The organism is Siculibacillus lacustris, from assembly GCF_004328075.1.
Taxonomy (GTDB): domain Bacteria; phylum Pseudomonadota; class Alphaproteobacteria; order Rhizobiales; family Ancalomicrobiaceae; genus Siculibacillus; species Siculibacillus lacustris.
In genome coordinates, this window is record NZ_SJFN01000017.1 from 1 (window position 1) to 16,565 (window position 16,565).

Genomic DNA, 16,565 nt, shown 5'->3' on the forward strand with positions numbered 1-16,565 from the left:
CGCTCGGCGGCCCGCCGCCGGCTGCCCGCTCGGCGGCCCGCCGCCGGCTGCCGCGCCGGTCGCCGCTGCGCCGAGCCCGGCCGCCGGGGCCTTCCGGACGGTCGCCGAAGCGGTCGGCGCCGCCCTCGACCGCGCCGTCCATGCGTCGCGCGAGGCCGGCCTCGAGACCATCGGCCTGCGCAACGGCACTCTCGAGGTGCTGCGCGCCGACGCCGCCGGCACCGTCCGCCACGTGTTCTTCGAGGAGATCGTCGCCGAGGGCGCAGTCGACGGCCCGGCCGGCGCCCTCGACGTCAACCTGTCGGCGCGCGGCGAGGTCGGCCGTTGGTCGCTGCATCTGGCGCTCGGCGACACCGCCGGCGGCGGCCGCCATCTGGTGTTTTCCGCCGACGACGTCACCCATCGCGACCTGTTCGGGCCGCGCGGGCCGGGCTTCGATCTCGGCATGCCGTTCTATCCGCGCGTCGCCTTCGACTACGATCGCACCGGCCGCCTCGTCGCCGCCGACCTCGACCTCAAGGCCGGGGCCGGCGTGTTCCGCTTCGGCAAGGAACCCGACGACGAGATCCTGGTCGACGAGGGTCAGGCGCGGGTGGTGTGGCGCCCCGATGCCGCCGCCTTCGAGGTGCCGCAGCTGTCGGTGGCGGTCGGCGACACCATCGTCGCTCTCAAAGGGCGAGTGACCCCGCCCGCCGCCGGAATCGGTCCCTGGGGCCTCGCCTTCGCGCTGGATCACGGCGCCCTCCACCCGCGCGACGTGCCGGGCGAAGCGATCCCCATCGATGTCGTCGACGTCGCCGCGACCTTCGATCCGCGCACCCGCTTCCTCGACCTCTTCGATGGACGCATCCGCTTCGGTTCCGCGGCGCTGCAGGCCGCCGGGCGGCTCGACGTGTCGGGGGTCGAGCCGAAGTTGAAGATGGATCTGGCCTTTTCGCCGCTCACCGTCGCCCAGGTCGCTCATGCCTGGCCGCACTGGGTGGCCTCGGACGCCCGCCGCTGGTTCGTCGCCAACGTCGAAGCCGGCCGGATCGCCGACATGACGATCCGTCTCGACATGCCGCGCTTCGACCAGTTCGAGACTTGGCCCGCCAACGCGGTGCAGGTCGCGGCGCGTTTCGACGGGGTGCGGTTCCGCATCTTCGGGGCTCTGCCGACCATTGCGGGCGCCGAAGGCCGCCTCGGCCTCGCCGAACGGCGCTTCGAGGTGGTGGTCGACCGCGGCGCGGTGGCGACCCGGGCGGTCAAACACCCGAGCGTCGACAATCTGCGCTTCTTCGTGCCCGACGTCTTCGTCAAGCCGCCCAAGGGATCGATCACCGCCAAGGTCTCGGGCGAGGTCCCGGCGCTCGCCGAGATCGCCAATGCCGACCCGCTGTTCGTGCTCGACCAGTCGGGCGTCCGGGCCGAGGGCCTCGCCGGCACCGCCTCGGTTTCCACCCAGATCGACGTGGTGTTCACCAAGCTCATCGATCCTGCGACGATCGAGTGGAAGGTCGACGCCCAGATCGACCGCTTCTCCAACCAACAGCCGATCCAGGGCCGGCGTTTCCAGGACGGCAAGTTCCGCGTCGTCGCCGATCCGCGCGGCCTCAAGGTCACCGGGCGGGCCCAGATCGACGGGGTCGGCACCGACATCGACCTCTATGATCCGCGCGGCGCGGCGCGGACCGGCGAAAAGCGCGAGTTCCGGATGGTCCTCGACGAGGCCGCCCGCCAGCGCATGGGCCTCGACCTCGGCGGCCTGGTCCAGGGCGCGGTGGCGCTGACCGTCTCGCAGCCGTCGCCGACCGACACCCGCCGCCACATCGAAGCCGACCTCGGCCCGGCCCGGTTGGTGCTCGCCCCCTTCGGCTGGACCAAGGGCAGCGGCGTTCCGGCCAAGGCGACATTCGATCAGATCGACGACGACAAGGGCAGCCGTATCGAAAATCTGACGATCGAATCCGAAGGTCTGTCGGTGCGCGGAACGCTGCAGTTCGACAAGGAGCACAAGCTCGCCGGCGCGGACATCACCAAATTCGCGCTGCGCAAGGGCGACGACGCCCGGTTCAAGGTCACGCGCAGCGGCGAGCAGACGCTGGTGGTCACCTTCGACGCCAGTTCCTTCGACCTGCGCGGCCTGATGCTCGCCCAGCGCAAACCGGGGGGCGGGTCGTCGGCTGACGGCGAGCGCGGCCCCGACATCAACCTGCGTCTGCGCGCCGCCCGGGTGATCGGCTTCAACGACACCAATCTCGGCGACGTCAGCGTCGACGGCCAGATCCGCAACGGCGTGCCGACGAGCCTCCAGGCCAGCGCGCGGGCCTCCGGCGGGCGCTCGGTGACCGCCTCGCTGAAGCCGGAGGGCGGCGGCCGGCGGCTGGTCTTCGGCTCCGACGATGCCGGCGCGGTGCTGAGCTTCCTCGACCTGTTCGACCGCATCAAAGGCGGGACTCTGGCCATGCAGGCGTCGCTGCCGGAGCCCGGGTCGTCCGCCGGCACGGTGCGGATCTCCGACTTCCAACTGGTCGAAGAGCCGAAGTCCGGGCGCCCGGTGGCCCCCGAGACCGCCTCGGACGGCACCCGCAAGATCCCGGTACGCCGCGTCGAGATCGACCGCTCGACCGACTTCGACCGCGCCTCGGTACGCTTTTCGCTGCACGACGGGGTCATCGACGTCGCCGAAGGCATCGCCAAGGGCAAATCGGTCGGCGCCACCGCCGCCGGCCAGCTCGACCTCGCCAGCCAGCGCATCGCCCTGTCGGGGACCTACATCCCGGCCTTCGGCCTCAACAACCTCGCCGGCCAGATCCCGATCCTCGGGGCGATCACCGGCGCCGGCTCCAACGGTGGCCTGCTCGGCGTGACCTTCCGCGTCTCCGGGCCGATCGAAGATCCGATTCTGCAGATCAATCCGCTGTCGGCGATCGCCCCGGGCATCTTCCGGCGGATCTTCGAGTTCCAGCCCGAGGAAGCCGGGCCGCGCGGCGATCCCAACGCGCCGACCAAGATCACCCCCTGAGACCGTCGCCCGCCGCTTCCGGGAGCGGGCAGGGGTCGGCCGCCTGCGGTCGCGCACAGGCCTCCGAGACCTTCGCATCCTCGGCGAGCCCGAGCCACGGCGCGATCACGTCGCGTTCGAAACCGACCGCCCGGCGCCCGCCGCTCTCCAGGAGCGGCCGGCGGATCAGCAGCGGGTCGGCGAGGAGCAGGGCATAGGCCGCCGCGGCGTCGAGGGTCTCGGGGACGATCTCGCCGGACTTGACCCGCGGACTCGCGCGGTTGAACCACGCCGCCGGCGGCCGGTCGCCGAAGAATGCGGCCAGCCGCTCCGCGGTCCAGGGCTCGGCGAGGAGGCTGCGGATCTCGAGGACGTGGCCGGCGCGTTCGAGTTGCCGGCGCTGTTCGGCGTTGCCGGCACAGCCTGGCTTCTCCCAGAAGGTCACCTGCGCCATCGCCGTCTCCCCGTCTTCGGTCCGCGCGCGCCGCGTCCGGGCCTGCCGCCCGTCGGTCGCCGATCGTCGCGACCGAGGGTAGCTCGTCGCGCGGGCCCGGCCGTGCCGATTTCCACGGCAGCGCGCGGATTCCTGCGGCAGACGACGTCGTCCCGGCGACCGCCGATCCTGCGGCGGTGCGCCATTCTCAAATTTCAATCAAACGTTTGACTGAATCTCCGAAGAGCGTAGGATCGCGCCATGACCGATCCGCACGATCCCACCGGCGCCGCGGCGTCCGCCGCCGATGCCCCCGCCACCACCGACGCCGGGGTGAACCCGCCCGCGTCGCCCGCCGCCGCCGCGCCGCCCGTCGCGGGGGTCGATCCGCCGCCGCCGTCGCCGGGGGAGGGGACGCGCGGCCAGTTGCTGCGCGCCGGGCTCGATCTGTTCGGCCGCCAGGGCTTCGACGGTACCTCGATCCGCGACATCGCCCGCGCCGCGGGGGCCAACGTCGCCGGCATCGCCTATCACTTCGGCGGCAAGACCGGCCTGCATCGCGCCTGTGCCGAGCTGATCGCCGCGACCCTCGGCGGCTTCTTCGCCCTGGCCGACACCGCGTCGGACGGTCCCGACGAGGCGCTCGATCCCGACGCGGCGCTCGCCCGCTTCACGGCGATCGGCGGCGGCTTCGCCCGCTTCCTTCTCGCCCGCCCCGAGGCCGAGGCCATCGCCCGCTTCATGGTGCGCGAGCAGATGGATCCGAGCCCGACCTTCACGATCATCTACGAGGCGCTGATCCGCCCCCGCCACGAACGCATGTGCCGGCTGTGGGGTCGGGCGGTCGGCGCCGATCCGGCGAGCGAGACGGTGATCCTCACCGTCTCGGCGATCCTCGGCCAGATCATGTTCTTCCGGGTCGGCCGCGCCACCGCGCTACGCCGGCTCGCCTGGGACACCATCGACGCCGATCGGGTCGAGCGCATCCTCGCCGTCGTCCGCACCACCATCGACGCCACCGCCGCGGCGCAACGCACTCGGAGTCGCACATCATGATGGACTGGGCCTGCACGGTCGCGCTCCTCGCCTCGCTGGTTCCCGGCTGTGCCCCCACGGTCGCGGTCTACGGCTACGTCGAAGGGGAATATGTGGCGATGGCACCGCTCGAGGTGGCGCGCATCGCCGCCGTCACGGTCAAGCGCGGTGACCGCGTCGAGGCCGGCGCGCCGATCGCCACCATGGAGGCGAGCGACGCCACCCTCGCCGTCGCCGATGCTCGCGCCCGCCTCGCCCAGGCCGAGAGCGAACTCGCCGACCTGCGCCGCGGCCGCCGCCCCGAGGAGATCGAGGTGATCGCCGCGGGCCTGCAGTCGGCCGAGACCCAGGTCGCCGACACCGAGCGGGCGCTCGCCCGCCGCCGCGATCTGTTCAACCGCGGCTTCGCCGCCCAGGCCGAGCTCGATCAGGCGCTGACCGCCCGCGACGTCGCCGCGGCGCGGGTGCGCGAGACCGCCGCCAATCTCGCCGTCGCCCGCCTGCCGGCCCGCGACGACGCCATCCGCGCCTCCGAGAGCCGGGTCGCCCAGGCGCGCACGGCGCTCGCCACCGCCGAATGGCGGCTCTCCGAGCGGTCGCTGACCGCCAAGGTCGCCGGCCGCATCACCGACCTCGTGCGTCGCCCCGGCGAGGTCGCCGGGCCCCAGGCGGCGGTTGCGACCCTGCTCCCCGACGGTGCGGTCAAGGTCAAGCTGTGGGTGCCCGAACGGCTGTTCTCGCGCTTTGCGCTCGGCGACGAGATCACCGTCGGCTGCGACGGCTGCGGCCCGGAGATGCGCGCCCGCATCACCTATGTCGCCGCCGAACCGGAGTTCACCCCGCCGGTGATCTATTCGGTCGAAACCCGCCAGAAACTCGTCCACCTCGTCGAGGCCCGGCCGATCGGCGCCGGCACGCGGCTCCAGCCCGGCCAGATCGTCGACGTGCGCGTTCCGGAGGGCCGCCGGTGAGCGTCGTCGCGGTCGAAGGACTGACCAAGCGCTTCGGCGACCGCACCGTCGTCGACGATGTCTCGATGACCATCGAGAAAGGCGAGATCGTCGGCTTCCTCGGCCCCAACGGCTCGGGCAAGACCACCACGATCCGCATGATCTGCGGGTTGCTCACCCCCGACGCCGGGTCCGGCACGGTGCTCGGCTTCGACGTGCTGAAGGACAGCCGCGAGATCAAGCGCCGGGTCGGCTACATGACGCAGAAGTTCTCGTTCTACGAGGACCTGACCATCGAGGAGAACCTCGACTTCGTCGCCCGCCTCTACGAGCTCTCGCCCCGCCGACTCTACGTCGACCGCACCCTCGATAGCCTCGGCCTGACCTCGCGCCGGGCGCAACTCGCCGGCACGCTTTCGGGCGGCTGGAAGCAGCGGGTGGCGCTCGCCGCCTGCATCATGCACGAGCCCGATCTGCTGCTGCTCGACGAGCCGACCGCCGGCGTCGATCCCAAGGCCCGGCGCGAGTTCTGGGACGAGATCCACCTGCTCGCCGCCGGCGGCCTGACCGTGCTGGTCTCGACCCATTACATGGACGAGGCCGAGCGCTGCCATCGCATCAACTACATCTCCTACGGCCGACTGCTCGCCTGCGGCACCGTCGACGAGGTGGTGGCCGGGGCAGGGCTCGCGACCTTCGTCGCCCGCGACGCCCCGCCGGAGCTGGTCGCCCGCATCGCGGGGCTGCCGGGCGTCTCCCAGGTCGCGCCCTTCGGCACCACGCTGCACGTCGTCGGCGCCGATCTGGGCCTGCTGACCGCCTCGCTCGCCGCGCTGACCGCCGAGACCGGGGTCGCCTTCACCCGCGGCGAAACCAGCCTCGAGGACGTGTTCATCCAGTTCATGTCGCGCGCCGAGGACAACATGGACGGCGCCGCGGCGAAGGCGAGGGCAAAGCCATGATCGACTTCTCGCTGTCGCGGCTGTGGGCGATCCTCGCCAAGGAAATGGTCCAGATGCGGCGCGACCGCATCACCTTCGCGATGATGCTCGGCGTGCCGATCATGCAGCTCCTGCTGTTCGGCTACGCCATCAACACCGACCCCAAGCGCCTGCCGGCGGCGATCGTCGCCGTCAGCCAGGATCGCTACACCCGCGCCGTGGTCACGGCGCTGGAGACCACCGGCTATTTCCGCTTCGAGGCTCAGCCGTCGAGCCTCGCCGAGGCCGATCTGCTGATCGAATCGGGCGCCGTCGCCTTCGTGGTGACCTTGCCGGCCGACTTCGGCACCCGGGTCGAACGCGGCGACCATCCCGAAATCCTGATCGAGGCCGACGCCACCGATCCCGCCGCCGCATCGGGGGCGATCGGCACGCTCGGCACCGTCGCCCAGCGGGCGCTGACCCGCGAGCAGGGCCAGGAGGCCGAGGTCGAGGCGCGCCAGGACAAGATGCTCTCCGTGGTCGTCCACCGCCGCTACAACCCGGAAGGCATCTCGCAATACAACATCGTCCCCGGCCTGCTCGGGGTGATCCTGCAGATGACCCTGGTGATGATGACCGGCATGGCGCTGACGCGAGAGACCGAGCGCGGCACCATGGAAAATCTGCTGGCGATGCCGGCGACGCCGATGGAGATCATGCTCGGCAAGATCCTGCCGTTCCTGGGTGTCGGCGGCGTCCAGGTGGTGGTGGTGCTGACCGCCGCCAAGATCCTGTTCGGCTTGCCCTTCCTCGGCTCGCTGACCCTGCTGATCTCGGCGGTGCTGACCTTCGTGCTGTCGTTGGTGCTGATGGGCTATTTCATCTCGACGTTCGCCCGCACCCAGATGCAGGCGATGCAGTTGACCTTCTTCTTCTTCCTGCCGTCGCTGATGCTGTCGGGCTTCATGTTCCCCTTCGCCGGCATGCCCGACTGGGCCCAGGCGATCGGCGAATGTTTCCCGCTCACCCATTTCCTGCGCATCGTCCGGGCGGTGATGCTGAAGGGCGCCGAGATGCCGGCGATCGCCTGGGAGATGGCGATGCTGGCGGTGTTCATCCTCGCCTATGGCGGCATCGCGCTCGCCCGCTTCCGCCGCACCCTCGACTGAGCGCCGCCGCCGTTCCCCCTGCACATCTGCATCGCTGCCGCAGCGATCGAACGGATGCGCGCCGCCTTGACGTGGCGTAGGCTCGCCCTCGCGCCCCGGCGCGACCCCGGACGACGTCCGGTGCTCGCTCGGGAGCCCGTCGAGGAGTCGTTGCCCGTGACCCACAGTCCCAATTCGCCCGAAGCCCGTGACGTCGCCCATCATCTCCACGGCTACACCGACGCCCGTCGCCACGAAGAGGTCGGACCGTTGGTGATCGACCGCGGCGAGGGCGTCCACGTCTTCGACATCCACGGCAAACGCTATCTGGAGGCGATGGCCGGGCTGTGGAGCGTCGGCGTGGGCTTCTCCGAGCCGCGCCTCGTCGCCGCCGCGACCAAGCAGATGAGCCGACTGCCATTCTACCATACCTTCGGCCACAAGGCGCAGGGCCCGGTGATCGACCTCGCCGAGCGCCTGATCGGCCTCGCACCGGTGCCGATGTCCAAGGTCCACTTCACCAATTCCGGGTCGGAAGCCAACGACACGGTGATGAAGCTGCTGCGCTACCGCTCGAACGCGCTGGGCGAGCCGGCGCGCAAGACCTTCATCGCCCGCGCCAAGGGCTACCATGGCGTGACCCTGGCCTCGGCGAGCCTGACCGGTCTGCCCAACAACCACCGCTCGTTCGATCTGCCGATCGCCGGCATCCGCCACACGATGTCGCCGCACTGGTGGCGCGAAGCCCTGCCCGGCGAGACCGAGGAGGCCTTCGCGACGCGCTGCGCCGACGAGCTCGAGGCGCTGATTCTCGCCGAGGGTCCGGAGACCGTCGCGGCCTTCTGGGCCGAGCCGGTGATGGGGGCCGGCGGCGTGATCGTGCCGCCGGCGACCTATTGGCCGAAGATCCAGACGGTGCTGCAGAAATACGGCGTGCTGCTGGTCGCCGACGAAGTGATCTGCGGCTTCGGCCGCACCGGCAACTGGTTCGGCTCGACCACCTACGGCATGAACCCCGACGTGATCGTGGTGTCCAAGCAGCTGTCCTCGTCCTATCTGCCGATCTCGGCGATCCTGATCAACGAGCGCGTCTACGGCCCGATCGCCGACGAGAGCAAGCGGATCGGCACCTTCGGCCACGGCTTCACCGCCTCGGGCCATCCGGTCGCCGCCGCGGTGGCCCTGGAGAATCTGGCGATCATCGAGGAGCGTGATCTGATCGGCAACGTCCGGCGGGTCGGCGCCCATCTGCGCGCCCGGCTCGATGCGCTCGCCGGCCATCCGATGATCGGCGAGATCCGCGGCGTCGGATTGATCGCCGCAGCCGAGCTGGTGATCGACAAGCCGGCCAAGACGGCGCTCGACGTGCCCGGCCGGCTCGGCGGGATGGTCGCGGGAATCATGCAGGACAAGGGGGTGATCAGTCGGGCGATGGGCGAGGCGATCGCCTTCTGCCCGCCGATGATCATCACCGAGCTCCAAGTCGACGAGATGGTCGCGGTCTTCGCGGCCAGCGTCGACGAGGCCAAGGTCCGCCTGGGCTTGTGAGGGAGCGGCGACGGCGGCGGGCTCAGTGCCGTTCGCCGTCGCGCAGCGCCAGCGTCTCGCCGATCGGCAGATCGGCCCAGGCCTCGTCGCGGGTCAGCGGCCGGGTGGCGATCACCGTGACGACGTCGTTCGGGGTGGTCTCGGCGGAGAAGTCGACGGCGAGATCGTCGTCGATCAGGGTGGCACGGCCGAAGGGCGCGCGTCGGGTGATCGCCGACAGGCGCTTGCCGCAATGGGCATAGAGCGAGCGGCCGTCGCTCATCAGGACGTTGAACACCCCGAGGTCGGCCAGACGCGCGAACAGGTCGGGCAGGGCCGCGTCGAGGCGGCGCGGCGGCGGCAGGGCGGTCCAGCGGTCGGCGATGGTGCCGAGGATCCAGCAGAAGGCATGTTCGCTGTCGGTGGTGCCGATCGGCCGGAAGCGCCCGAGCGGCAGCTTCTTGACGCCCTTGAGCTGGCCGTTGTGGGCGAAGCTCCACGACCGGCCCCACAATTCGCGGGTGAAGGGATGGGTGTTCTCCAGCGACACCGCGCCGCGATTGGCGCGGCGCACGTGCGCCACCACCACCCGCGAGCGAATCGGATAGGCCCGCAGCAGGCGGGCGAGGTCGGAGCGGGCGCTGGGTTCGGGATCGTGGAAGGTGCGGCAGCCGCGGCCTTCGTAGAAGGCGATGCCCCAGCCGTCGCTGTGCGGACCGGTGTCGCCGCCGCGCCGCGCGAGACCCGCGAAGGAGAAGCGGATGTCGGTCGGCACATTGGCGCTCATGCCGAGGAGTTCGCACATCGGATCGCAGTCCGTTCGGTCGAGGGGAGGGCGGGCCACCGGCCCGACACTAACTCACCCAAAGACCGACGTCTCGACCAGCAACGCCTTTGCGTAGTTCGCCGCAGAGGCGGAATATCGATGCGCGGACGACGGGGCTCCGGCGGCCGGAGGCGTCGTCCGAGCGGGCGCGCGAGACCGCGCGCCGGCGGTTTCAGTTCACCGCTTCGCGGGCGACCCGCGGGATGTCGTAGCGGTCGATGCCGAGATCGGCGAGTTCACGATCGTCGAGCAGCTGCAGCTCGGCGACGGTCTCGCGAATCAGACGGAAACGGGTCCAGCTGCGGGCGATCGATTCGGCGACACGGGCGACGGACATGGGAGGCTCCTTTCGGCGGGGTGACCCGCCAGCAGTTCTTGTCTCGATTGCAATTTCTGGCAGGAAACATACTTCGCGCCGCAACATGCCGGTAGAGCGGATCTCGGTGTTCTGTCATGCCAAGGTAGCATGACTAAAGTCTAAGACGGGCACGACGCGAGGTCAGGGGTCTTCCGGCCATCGTGTGGAACCGATTGGGATTTGTCCCGGTGCGGGCGAATCCGGACGGCGGTCGCGGCGGCGTTCGACGCAGCGATGCGGCGCAACATCAAAGTGCAATCGATGCCGATGGCGCGAGAGATCGCCGCTTCGACGCGGTCGATACGCGCGCCCGATCGGATGAAATTTGCCGAAGATGCGCCTCACCCGGAAGAACCTAGCGGAAATTGCGTAGACGGCGGTCGAATCAGGAAGCCTTTCGCCGCCGAGCCGGGAGATCCTGTTCGTCGGAGCGAGGCGCCGGGCCTCGCGCGGCGGAGGCGACGCCATGCTCTGGGTCCATCTCGCGGTGCTGTTTTCCGGGGCGATCGCCGCCGGGGCGATCAATGCCCTGGCCGGTGGCGGCTCGCTGGTCACCTTGCCGATTCTCCTGGCGCTCGGCCTGCCGCCGGCTGCCGCCAACGCCACCAACGCGGTCGCCGCCTGGACCGGCCTGATGGGCGGCGCCCTGCGCTATCGCGGCATGCTGCGGCCCCACCGCCGCGCCGTCGCCCACATGGCGGTGATCTCGGCGGTCGGCGGTCTGATCGGCGGCGGATTGATGCTGACCACCCCGGCGCCGTTGCTGGCGGGGTTGCTGCCCTGGCTGATTCTGATCGCCACCCTGTGCTTCCTCGTGTCGCCCTGGGTCGATCGCGCCCTGCGCCGCGACGGCGCTTGGGGTCTCGACCGCACCGCCGATCTCGCCGGCTGGCGCGGTGTCGTCCTCTTCGCGGTGTCGGTGGCGACCGGCTATTTCAACCCGTGCGGCGGCGTCGCCATGGTCGCGGCCTTCGCCACCTTCGGCATCGACGACCTGCGACTCGCCAACGGCCTCAAGATCGTCCTCGGCATGACCATGACCGGCGCCTCGGTGGCGCTGTTCGTGGCGGCGGACGCGGTCGTGTGGCCCTGGGCCCTGGTGATGGTCGCGGGCACGCTGCTCGGCGGCTGGCTCGGCGCGACGCTGGCGCTCAGGATCGACCGGCGCCTGTTGCGCGGCCTGATCCTGACCTGGGGCGGGGTGATGTCGGCGGTGTTCCTGGCCCCGAGCTGAGGGGCGCCGCAGGGCAGGGAAGAGGACCGCTAGAACGACGAAAGCCGCTGCGGCATGGTGCCGAGCGGCTTTTCGTGGGTCTTTCGTTTCACACTTCTTCTGGAGAGAAGAAGTGGCGGGAGTGACGGGGCTCGAACCCGCGACCTCCGGCGTGACAGGCCGGCACTCTAACCAACTGAGCTACACCCCCGCGGGTGCCGCGTCCGGAGCGAACCCCGTCGGCGATGGAGGGTCGTTTAAGGTGCGAGGCGAGGCCTGTCAAGCACATCGCGGAACGATGAACCGGTCGGGGCGGTCCCCCCCTGTGGAAAACCCCGAGGCGCTCGCACCCCCGATCGGGCGATCCGTGGCCGCCGGCCGCCCCGCCGCGCTGTCGGACGGGCGACCACGGGGGCCATCCGGCCTACGTCGTAGCGCGAAGCGGTTTCGCCCCGGTGTCGCGCACCGGGCGAACCGCGTGTCGCGACCGGTCCGCCGTCGAATCGATGAGATCCGCGCGAGGTCCGGGGATTCATTGGAATTTCTCTGATGAAAACGAAAAACGGCTTCTGTACGAAGCGGATGGACAGGTCGCCGGATGTGTCCACACCGACCAAAGACCGAACCGAGATGCTTGCGTCGGGGGATGGGCTGAGCTAAGCGTGCCACGGTGACGAACCGACGCAGCGCGTGTCGTCGTCGCGGCGCCGGGGGCTCCCGTCGTCCTGCGGCCGGGGGGCGCGGGACCGGACTGCGGTACCGATCGGGACGGGTTCGCACGGGCCCTGCTGGGGCCGCCCACGGCTCTCGCCGGGGCGGAGATGAGAACGAGGTCGCCATGCACGGCTTGCTCAGCGAATATCTGCCGATCATCGTGTTCATCGCCCTGGCGGCGGTGATCGGGATCGTGCTTCTCGTGGCGCCGTTCCTGGTCGCCTACAAGAGCCCCGACCCGGAAAAGCTGTCCGCCTACGAGTGCGGCTTCAACGCCTTCGACGACGCCCGCATGAAGTTCGACGTGCGCTTCTATCTGGTGTCGATCCTGTTCATCATCTTCGATCTCGAAGTGGCCTTCCTGTTCCCGTGGGCGGTCGCCTTCGGGACGATCGGCTGGTTCGGCTTCTGGTCGATGATGATCTTCCTCGGTGTCCTCACCGTCGGCTTCGTCTACGAGTGGAAGAAGGGAGCTCTGGAATGGGATTGATCCCGCAACCCGGTCCGCTCGTCGCCACCGCCCCGCGCGGCGTGATCGATCCGAACACCGGCAAGCCGGTCGGTGCGAACGACCCGTTTTTCCTGGAGGTCAACGAACAGTTGGCCGACAAGGGTTTCATCGTCACCGCCACCGACGAGCTGATCACCTGGGCCCGCACCGGTTCGCTGATGTGGATGACCTTCGGTCTCGCCTGCTGCGCGGTCGAGATGATCCAGATGGCCATGCCGCGTTACGACTGCGAGCGCTTCGGCTTCGCGCCGCGCGCCTCCCCGCGCCAGTCGGACGTGATGATCGTCGCCGGCACCTTGACCAACAAGATGGCCCCGGCGATGCGCAAGGTCTACGACCAGATGCCGGAGCCGCGCTACGTCATCTCGATGGGCAGCTGCGCCAACGGCGGTGGCTACTATCACTTCTCCTATTCGGTGGTGCGCGGCTGCGACCGGGTCGTCCCGGTCGACATCTACGTGCCGGGCTGCCCGCCCACCGCCGAGGCGCTGCTCTACGGCGTTCTTCTGCTCCAGAAGAAGATCCGCCGCACCGGGACCATCGAACGCTGACGTCGCCGGACGGCCGGCTCGCCCGACGGGCGGGGGCCTGACGGGAACGGATCAACGGTGCCGCGGTCCGCGGTGCCTTCGGGAAAGGGTCGAGGACGCCCATGGCTCACACGCTGCAATCCCTCGGCGAGTCGATCGCGGCCAAGCTCGGCGACAAGCTCTCCGGCTGGTCGATCGGCGTCGACATGGTGACGCTCGAGGCGACGCCCGAGACCCTGATCGACGTGCTCGCCCTGCTGCGCGACGACGGCGCCCTGCGCTTCGTCTCCTTCACCGACGTCTGCGGCGCCGACTATCCGGCCCGCGAGAAGCGCTTCGACGTGGTCTATCACCTGCTCTCGCCGACCCTGAACGAACGCGTCCGCATCCGCGTCCAGACCGACGAAGTGACGCCGGTGCCCTCGGCGACCGCGCTCTATCACGGCGCCGACTGGTTCGAACGCGAGGCCTACGATCTGTTCGGCATCCTGTTCACCGGGCACCACGACCTGCGCCGGATCCTCACCGACTACGGCTTCGACGGCCATCCGCTGCGCAAGGACTTCCCGACCACCGGTTTCGTCGAGGTTCGCTACGACGAAGTCGAGAAGCGGGTGATCTACGAGCCGGTCAAGCTCGTCCAGGAATTCCGCAACTTCGACTTCCTCAGCCCCTGGGAAGGGCCGGACGCCGTCCTGCCCGGCGACGAGAAGGCGAAGACCAACTGAGGCGCCGGACGGGCGGCGACGGACCTCGGGTCCGGCCTCGCCCAACCTGTGCCGCTCCGCGATCGGTCGCTTCGAGACCGAGGGAGCCGAAACGAAGGGTCGACCCGATGCCGTGACGGCGCCGGGGCGATCGGGTCGGTGGCCGAGCGATCGGCCGCCAGGGTCGGAACACTCCTCGTGTGACGGGGAGGGCGAAGGATCGAGGGACCGCGATGGGCGCCGAAGCGACCGTACGCAACTTCAACATCAACTTCGGTCCGCAGCACCCGTCTGCCCACGGCGTGCTGCGCCTGGTGCTGGAGCTCGACGGCGAAGTCGTGACCCGGGTCGATCCCCATATCGGGCTCCTCCATCGCGGCACCGAGAAGCTGATCGAGACCAAGACCTACGCCCAGGCGACGCCCTATTTCGACCGGCTCGACTACTGCGCGCCGATGAATCAGGAACACGCCTTCGCGCTGGCGGTCGAGAAGCTGCTCGGCATCACCGTGCCGAAGCGTGGCCAGTTGATCCGCGTGCTCTATTGCGAGATCGGCCGTCTCCTGTCGCATCTCCTCAACGTCACCTCGCAGGCGCTCGACGTCGGCGCGCTCACCCCGCCGCTGTGGGGTTACGAAGAGCGCGAGAAGCTGATGATCTTCTACGAGCGCGCCTGCGGCGCCCGCATGCACGCCAACTATTTCCGGGTCGGCGGCGTCCACCAGGACATTTCCGACCAGTTGGTCGAGGACATCGGCACCTTCTGCCAGACCTTCCCGAAGGTCCTCGACGATCTCGAAGGGCTGTTGACCGAGAACCGTATCTTCAAGCAGCGCAACGTCGACATCGGCGTGGTGACGCTCGAGGACGCCTGGAACTGGGGCTTCTCCGGCGTGATGGTGCGTGGCTCGGGCGCCAAGTGGGATCTGCGCAAGTCGCAGCCCTACGAGTGCTACGACGAGATGGATTTCGACATCGCGATCGGCAAGAACGGCGACTGCTACGACCGCTACCTGATCCGCATGTACGAGATGCGCCAGTCGACGCGGATCATGAAGCAGTGCGTCGAGCGGCTGCTCGGGCGCGAGCGGATCGGGCCGGTGTCGGCGACCACCCACAAGGTGGTGCCGCCCAAGCGCTCCGAGATGAAGCGCTCGATGGAGGCACTGATCCATCACTTCAAGCTGTTCACCGAAGGCTTCCACGTCCCCGCCGGCGAAGTCTATGCCGCGGTCGAGGCGCCCAAGGGCGAGTTCGGCGTCTATCTGGTCGCCGACGGCACCAACAAGCCCTATCGCTGCAAGATCCGGGCACCCGGTTTCGCCCATCTCCAGGCGATGGATCATCTCTGCCGCCATCACCTGCTCGCCGACGTGTCGGCGGTGCTCGGCTCCATCGACATCGTGTTCGGAGACGTCGATCGATGAGGATCCGCGGGTTCGCGCTCACCCTCGCCCTGATCGGTTCGGCCGGCGCCTGCGCTGCGCAGGCCCTGTCGGGTCCCGGGGCCACGCCGATCGCCGGCCTGCTCGGCGACGGGTTCACCGTCGCGGCGGCGTCGCCGAACGGTCGGGCCGGCGAGGTGGTGCTGATCCTGCGCAAGGACGCCAAGGTCTATGCCTGCGTCCTGTCCGACGTCCGCGCCGAACTCTACGGCGAGGCCAAGGCCAAACCCACCGCGCAGCCCTGTCTGCCGCTCGACTGAGGAAGGGAGATCGACCGATGACGCATCCGATGTTCGTCTCCACCGCCGCCGCGCGCGCCGCCGAGGGCCCGCGATGAAGGAGTTCGACTGTCCCAACCACGGCGCCCAGCGCGTCGCCATCGCCTGCACGGCCGTCAAGGCCACGCTGGTGCACGGCGAATCGCCCGGCTTCCACTGGTTCGAGGACGATCGCGAGATTCCGTGCGCCCTGTGTGACGACTGTCGGCAGGCGACGGAAGACGATACGCAACGGCCGCATGCCCTCGAAGTGATGTGTGGGGCCTGTTTCGAGTCGATCTGGAACATGAACGATCAGCCGCCGAGGATTTCATGAGCGTCCGCAGGCTCGCCGCCCCCGAGGTCCAACCGGCCTCCTTCGCGTTTTCGCCCGACAACGAGTCCTGGGCGGCCACGGTGATCGCCAAGTTCCCGGCCGGGAAGCAGGCCTCGGCCGTGATTCCCTTCCTGATGCGTGCGCAGGAACAAGAGGGCTGGGTGTCCAAGGCGGCGATCGAGTGGGTCGCCCAGCGCCTCGGCATGAAGCTGATCCGCGTCCTCGAGGTCGCGACCTTCTACACCCAGTTCCAGCTCGCGCCGGTGGGCTCTGTCGCCCACATCCAGGTCTGCGGCACCACGCCGTGCATGCTGCGCGGCTCCGACGAGATCATCAAGATCTGCAAGAACCGCATCGCCCATCACGCCCACGAACTGTCGGCCGACGGCAAGTTCTCGTGGGAAGAGGTCGAGTGCCTCGGCGCCTGCGTCAACGCGCCGATGATCGCGGTCGGCGCGGACACCTTCGAAGACCTGACCGCCGAGACCTTCACCGCGGTGCTCGACGCCTATGGCCGCGGCGAGACGCCGAAGTCGGGTCCGCAGAACGGCCGCATCGGCGGCGAGGCCGAGGGCGGCGCAACCACGCTCCTCGATCCCGGCCTCGACGACGGGTCCTTTCGCGTCAACATCCTGACGTCGTCCGACGCCACGCCGACCAACGGGTGA

The 16,565-nt window shown here is 69.5% G+C and carries 17 protein-coding genes and 1 tRNA gene; 14 read left to right on the forward strand and 4 right to left on the reverse strand.

The genetic code is table 11. The features are described 5' to 3' along the window. Positions 1-3,004, forward strand: a 3,004-nt coding sequence (locus EYW49_RS12270; RefSeq protein WP_131309876.1) for a YhdP family protein, incomplete at its 5' end; no start/stop codon positions are given. Here EYW49_RS12270 and EYW49_RS12275 read toward each other — a convergent pair. Further along, positions 2,994-3,437: an ArsC/Spx/MgsR family protein gene (locus EYW49_RS12275; protein ID WP_131309877.1), complete on the reverse strand. Its 444-nt coding sequence runs from the start codon at positions 3,435-3,437 to the stop codon at positions 2,994-2,996. The two genes, EYW49_RS12270 and EYW49_RS12275, sit on opposite strands and share 11 nt — an antisense overlap. Before the next feature lie 240 nt (positions 3,438-3,677). Between EYW49_RS12275 and EYW49_RS12280 the strand changes: the two genes are divergently transcribed. The 5 genes from EYW49_RS12280 to EYW49_RS12300 all read left to right on the forward strand — a co-directional run bounded on the left by EYW49_RS12280 (position 3,678) and on the right by EYW49_RS12300 (position 9,020). Next, the gene (locus EYW49_RS12280; protein ID WP_131309878.1) at positions 3,678-4,472 is read left to right on the forward strand and encodes a CerR family C-terminal domain-containing protein; all 795 of its coding nucleotides are present in this window, start codon (positions 3,678-3,680) and stop codon (positions 4,470-4,472) included. Next, complete coding sequence (locus EYW49_RS12285) at positions 4,472-5,422, forward strand: HlyD family secretion protein (protein ID WP_131310003.1); 951 nt, start codon at positions 4,472-4,474, stop codon at positions 5,420-5,422. The genes EYW49_RS12280 and EYW49_RS12285 overlap by 1 nt, the downstream gene beginning before the upstream one ends. Next, positions 5,419-6,363, forward strand: a complete 945-nt coding sequence (locus EYW49_RS12290; protein WP_131309879.1) for an ABC transporter ATP-binding protein — start codon at positions 5,419-5,421, stop codon at positions 6,361-6,363. The genes EYW49_RS12285 and EYW49_RS12290 overlap by 4 nt, the downstream gene beginning before the upstream one ends. Further along, positions 6,360-7,493, forward strand: coding sequence for an ABC transporter permease (locus EYW49_RS12295; protein WP_131309880.1), 1,134 nt, complete (start codon positions 6,360-6,362; stop codon positions 7,491-7,493). The genes EYW49_RS12290 and EYW49_RS12295 overlap by 4 nt, the downstream gene beginning before the upstream one ends. Positions 7,494-7,649: 156 nt before the next feature. Then, positions 7,650-9,020: an aspartate aminotransferase family protein gene (locus EYW49_RS12300; RefSeq protein ID WP_131309881.1), complete on the forward strand. Its 1,371-nt coding sequence runs from the start codon at positions 7,650-7,652 to the stop codon at positions 9,018-9,020. 22 nt (positions 9,021-9,042) lie between these two features. Here the strand turns inward: EYW49_RS12300 and EYW49_RS12305 are convergent, their stop codons facing one another. Beyond that, a complete protein-coding gene (locus EYW49_RS12305) occupies positions 9,043-9,804 on the reverse strand; it encodes a class II glutamine amidotransferase (RefSeq protein ID WP_131309882.1) in 762 nt (253 codons plus the stop codon). Positions 9,805-9,997: 193 nt separating this feature from the next. Further along, positions 9,998-10,162, reverse strand: coding sequence for a DUF1127 domain-containing protein (locus EYW49_RS12310; RefSeq protein ID WP_131309883.1), 165 nt, complete (start codon positions 10,160-10,162; stop codon positions 9,998-10,000). Positions 10,163-10,649: 487 nt separating this feature from the next. On the opposite strand from EYW49_RS12310, the gene EYW49_RS12315 reads away from it, so the two are divergent. Further along, positions 10,650-11,417, forward strand: a complete 768-nt coding sequence (locus EYW49_RS12315) for a sulfite exporter TauE/SafE family protein (protein ID WP_131309884.1) — start codon at positions 10,650-10,652, stop codon at positions 11,415-11,417. Between the two features lie 113 nt (positions 11,418-11,530). Here EYW49_RS12315 and EYW49_RS12320 read toward each other — a convergent pair. After that, a tRNA-Asp gene (locus EYW49_RS12320) sits at positions 11,531-11,607 on the reverse strand. Positions 11,608-12,234: 627 nt separating this feature from the next. Between EYW49_RS12320 and EYW49_RS12325 the strand changes: the two genes are divergently transcribed. The 7 genes from EYW49_RS12325 (at position 12,235) to nuoE (ending at position 16,565) form a co-directional block, all read left to right on the forward strand. Then, the gene (locus EYW49_RS12325) at positions 12,235-12,600 is read left to right on the forward strand and encodes an NADH-quinone oxidoreductase subunit A (protein WP_131309885.1); all 366 of its coding nucleotides are present in this window, start codon (positions 12,235-12,237) and stop codon (positions 12,598-12,600) included. After that, complete coding sequence (locus tag EYW49_RS12330) at positions 12,591-13,172, forward strand: NuoB/complex I 20 kDa subunit family protein (RefSeq protein WP_131309886.1); 582 nt, start codon at positions 12,591-12,593, stop codon at positions 13,170-13,172. Before EYW49_RS12325 ends, EYW49_RS12330 begins: the two co-directional genes overlap by 10 nt. Positions 13,173-13,273: 101 nt before the next feature. After that, positions 13,274-13,879 (forward strand): NADH-quinone oxidoreductase subunit C, encoded by a 606-nt coding sequence (locus EYW49_RS12335; protein ID WP_131309887.1) that lies wholly within the window; start codon positions 13,274-13,276, stop codon positions 13,877-13,879. Between the two features lie 212 nt (positions 13,880-14,091). Then, entirely contained in the window at positions 14,092-15,285 is a 1,194-nt protein-coding gene (locus tag EYW49_RS12340) for an NADH-quinone oxidoreductase subunit D (protein ID WP_131309888.1), read from the forward strand. Then, positions 15,282-15,563, forward strand: a complete 282-nt coding sequence (locus tag EYW49_RS12345; protein WP_131309889.1) for a hypothetical protein — start codon at positions 15,282-15,284, stop codon at positions 15,561-15,563. Before EYW49_RS12340 ends, EYW49_RS12345 begins: the two co-directional genes overlap by 4 nt. Positions 15,564-15,636: 73 nt before the next feature. Then, positions 15,637-15,897 (forward strand): hypothetical protein, encoded by a 261-nt coding sequence (locus EYW49_RS12350; protein ID WP_131309890.1) that lies wholly within the window; start codon positions 15,637-15,639, stop codon positions 15,895-15,897. Beyond that, a complete protein-coding gene (gene nuoE, locus EYW49_RS12355) occupies positions 15,894-16,565 on the forward strand; it encodes an NADH-quinone oxidoreductase subunit NuoE (protein ID WP_131309891.1) in 672 nt (223 codons plus the stop codon). The genes EYW49_RS12350 and nuoE overlap by 4 nt, the downstream gene beginning before the upstream one ends.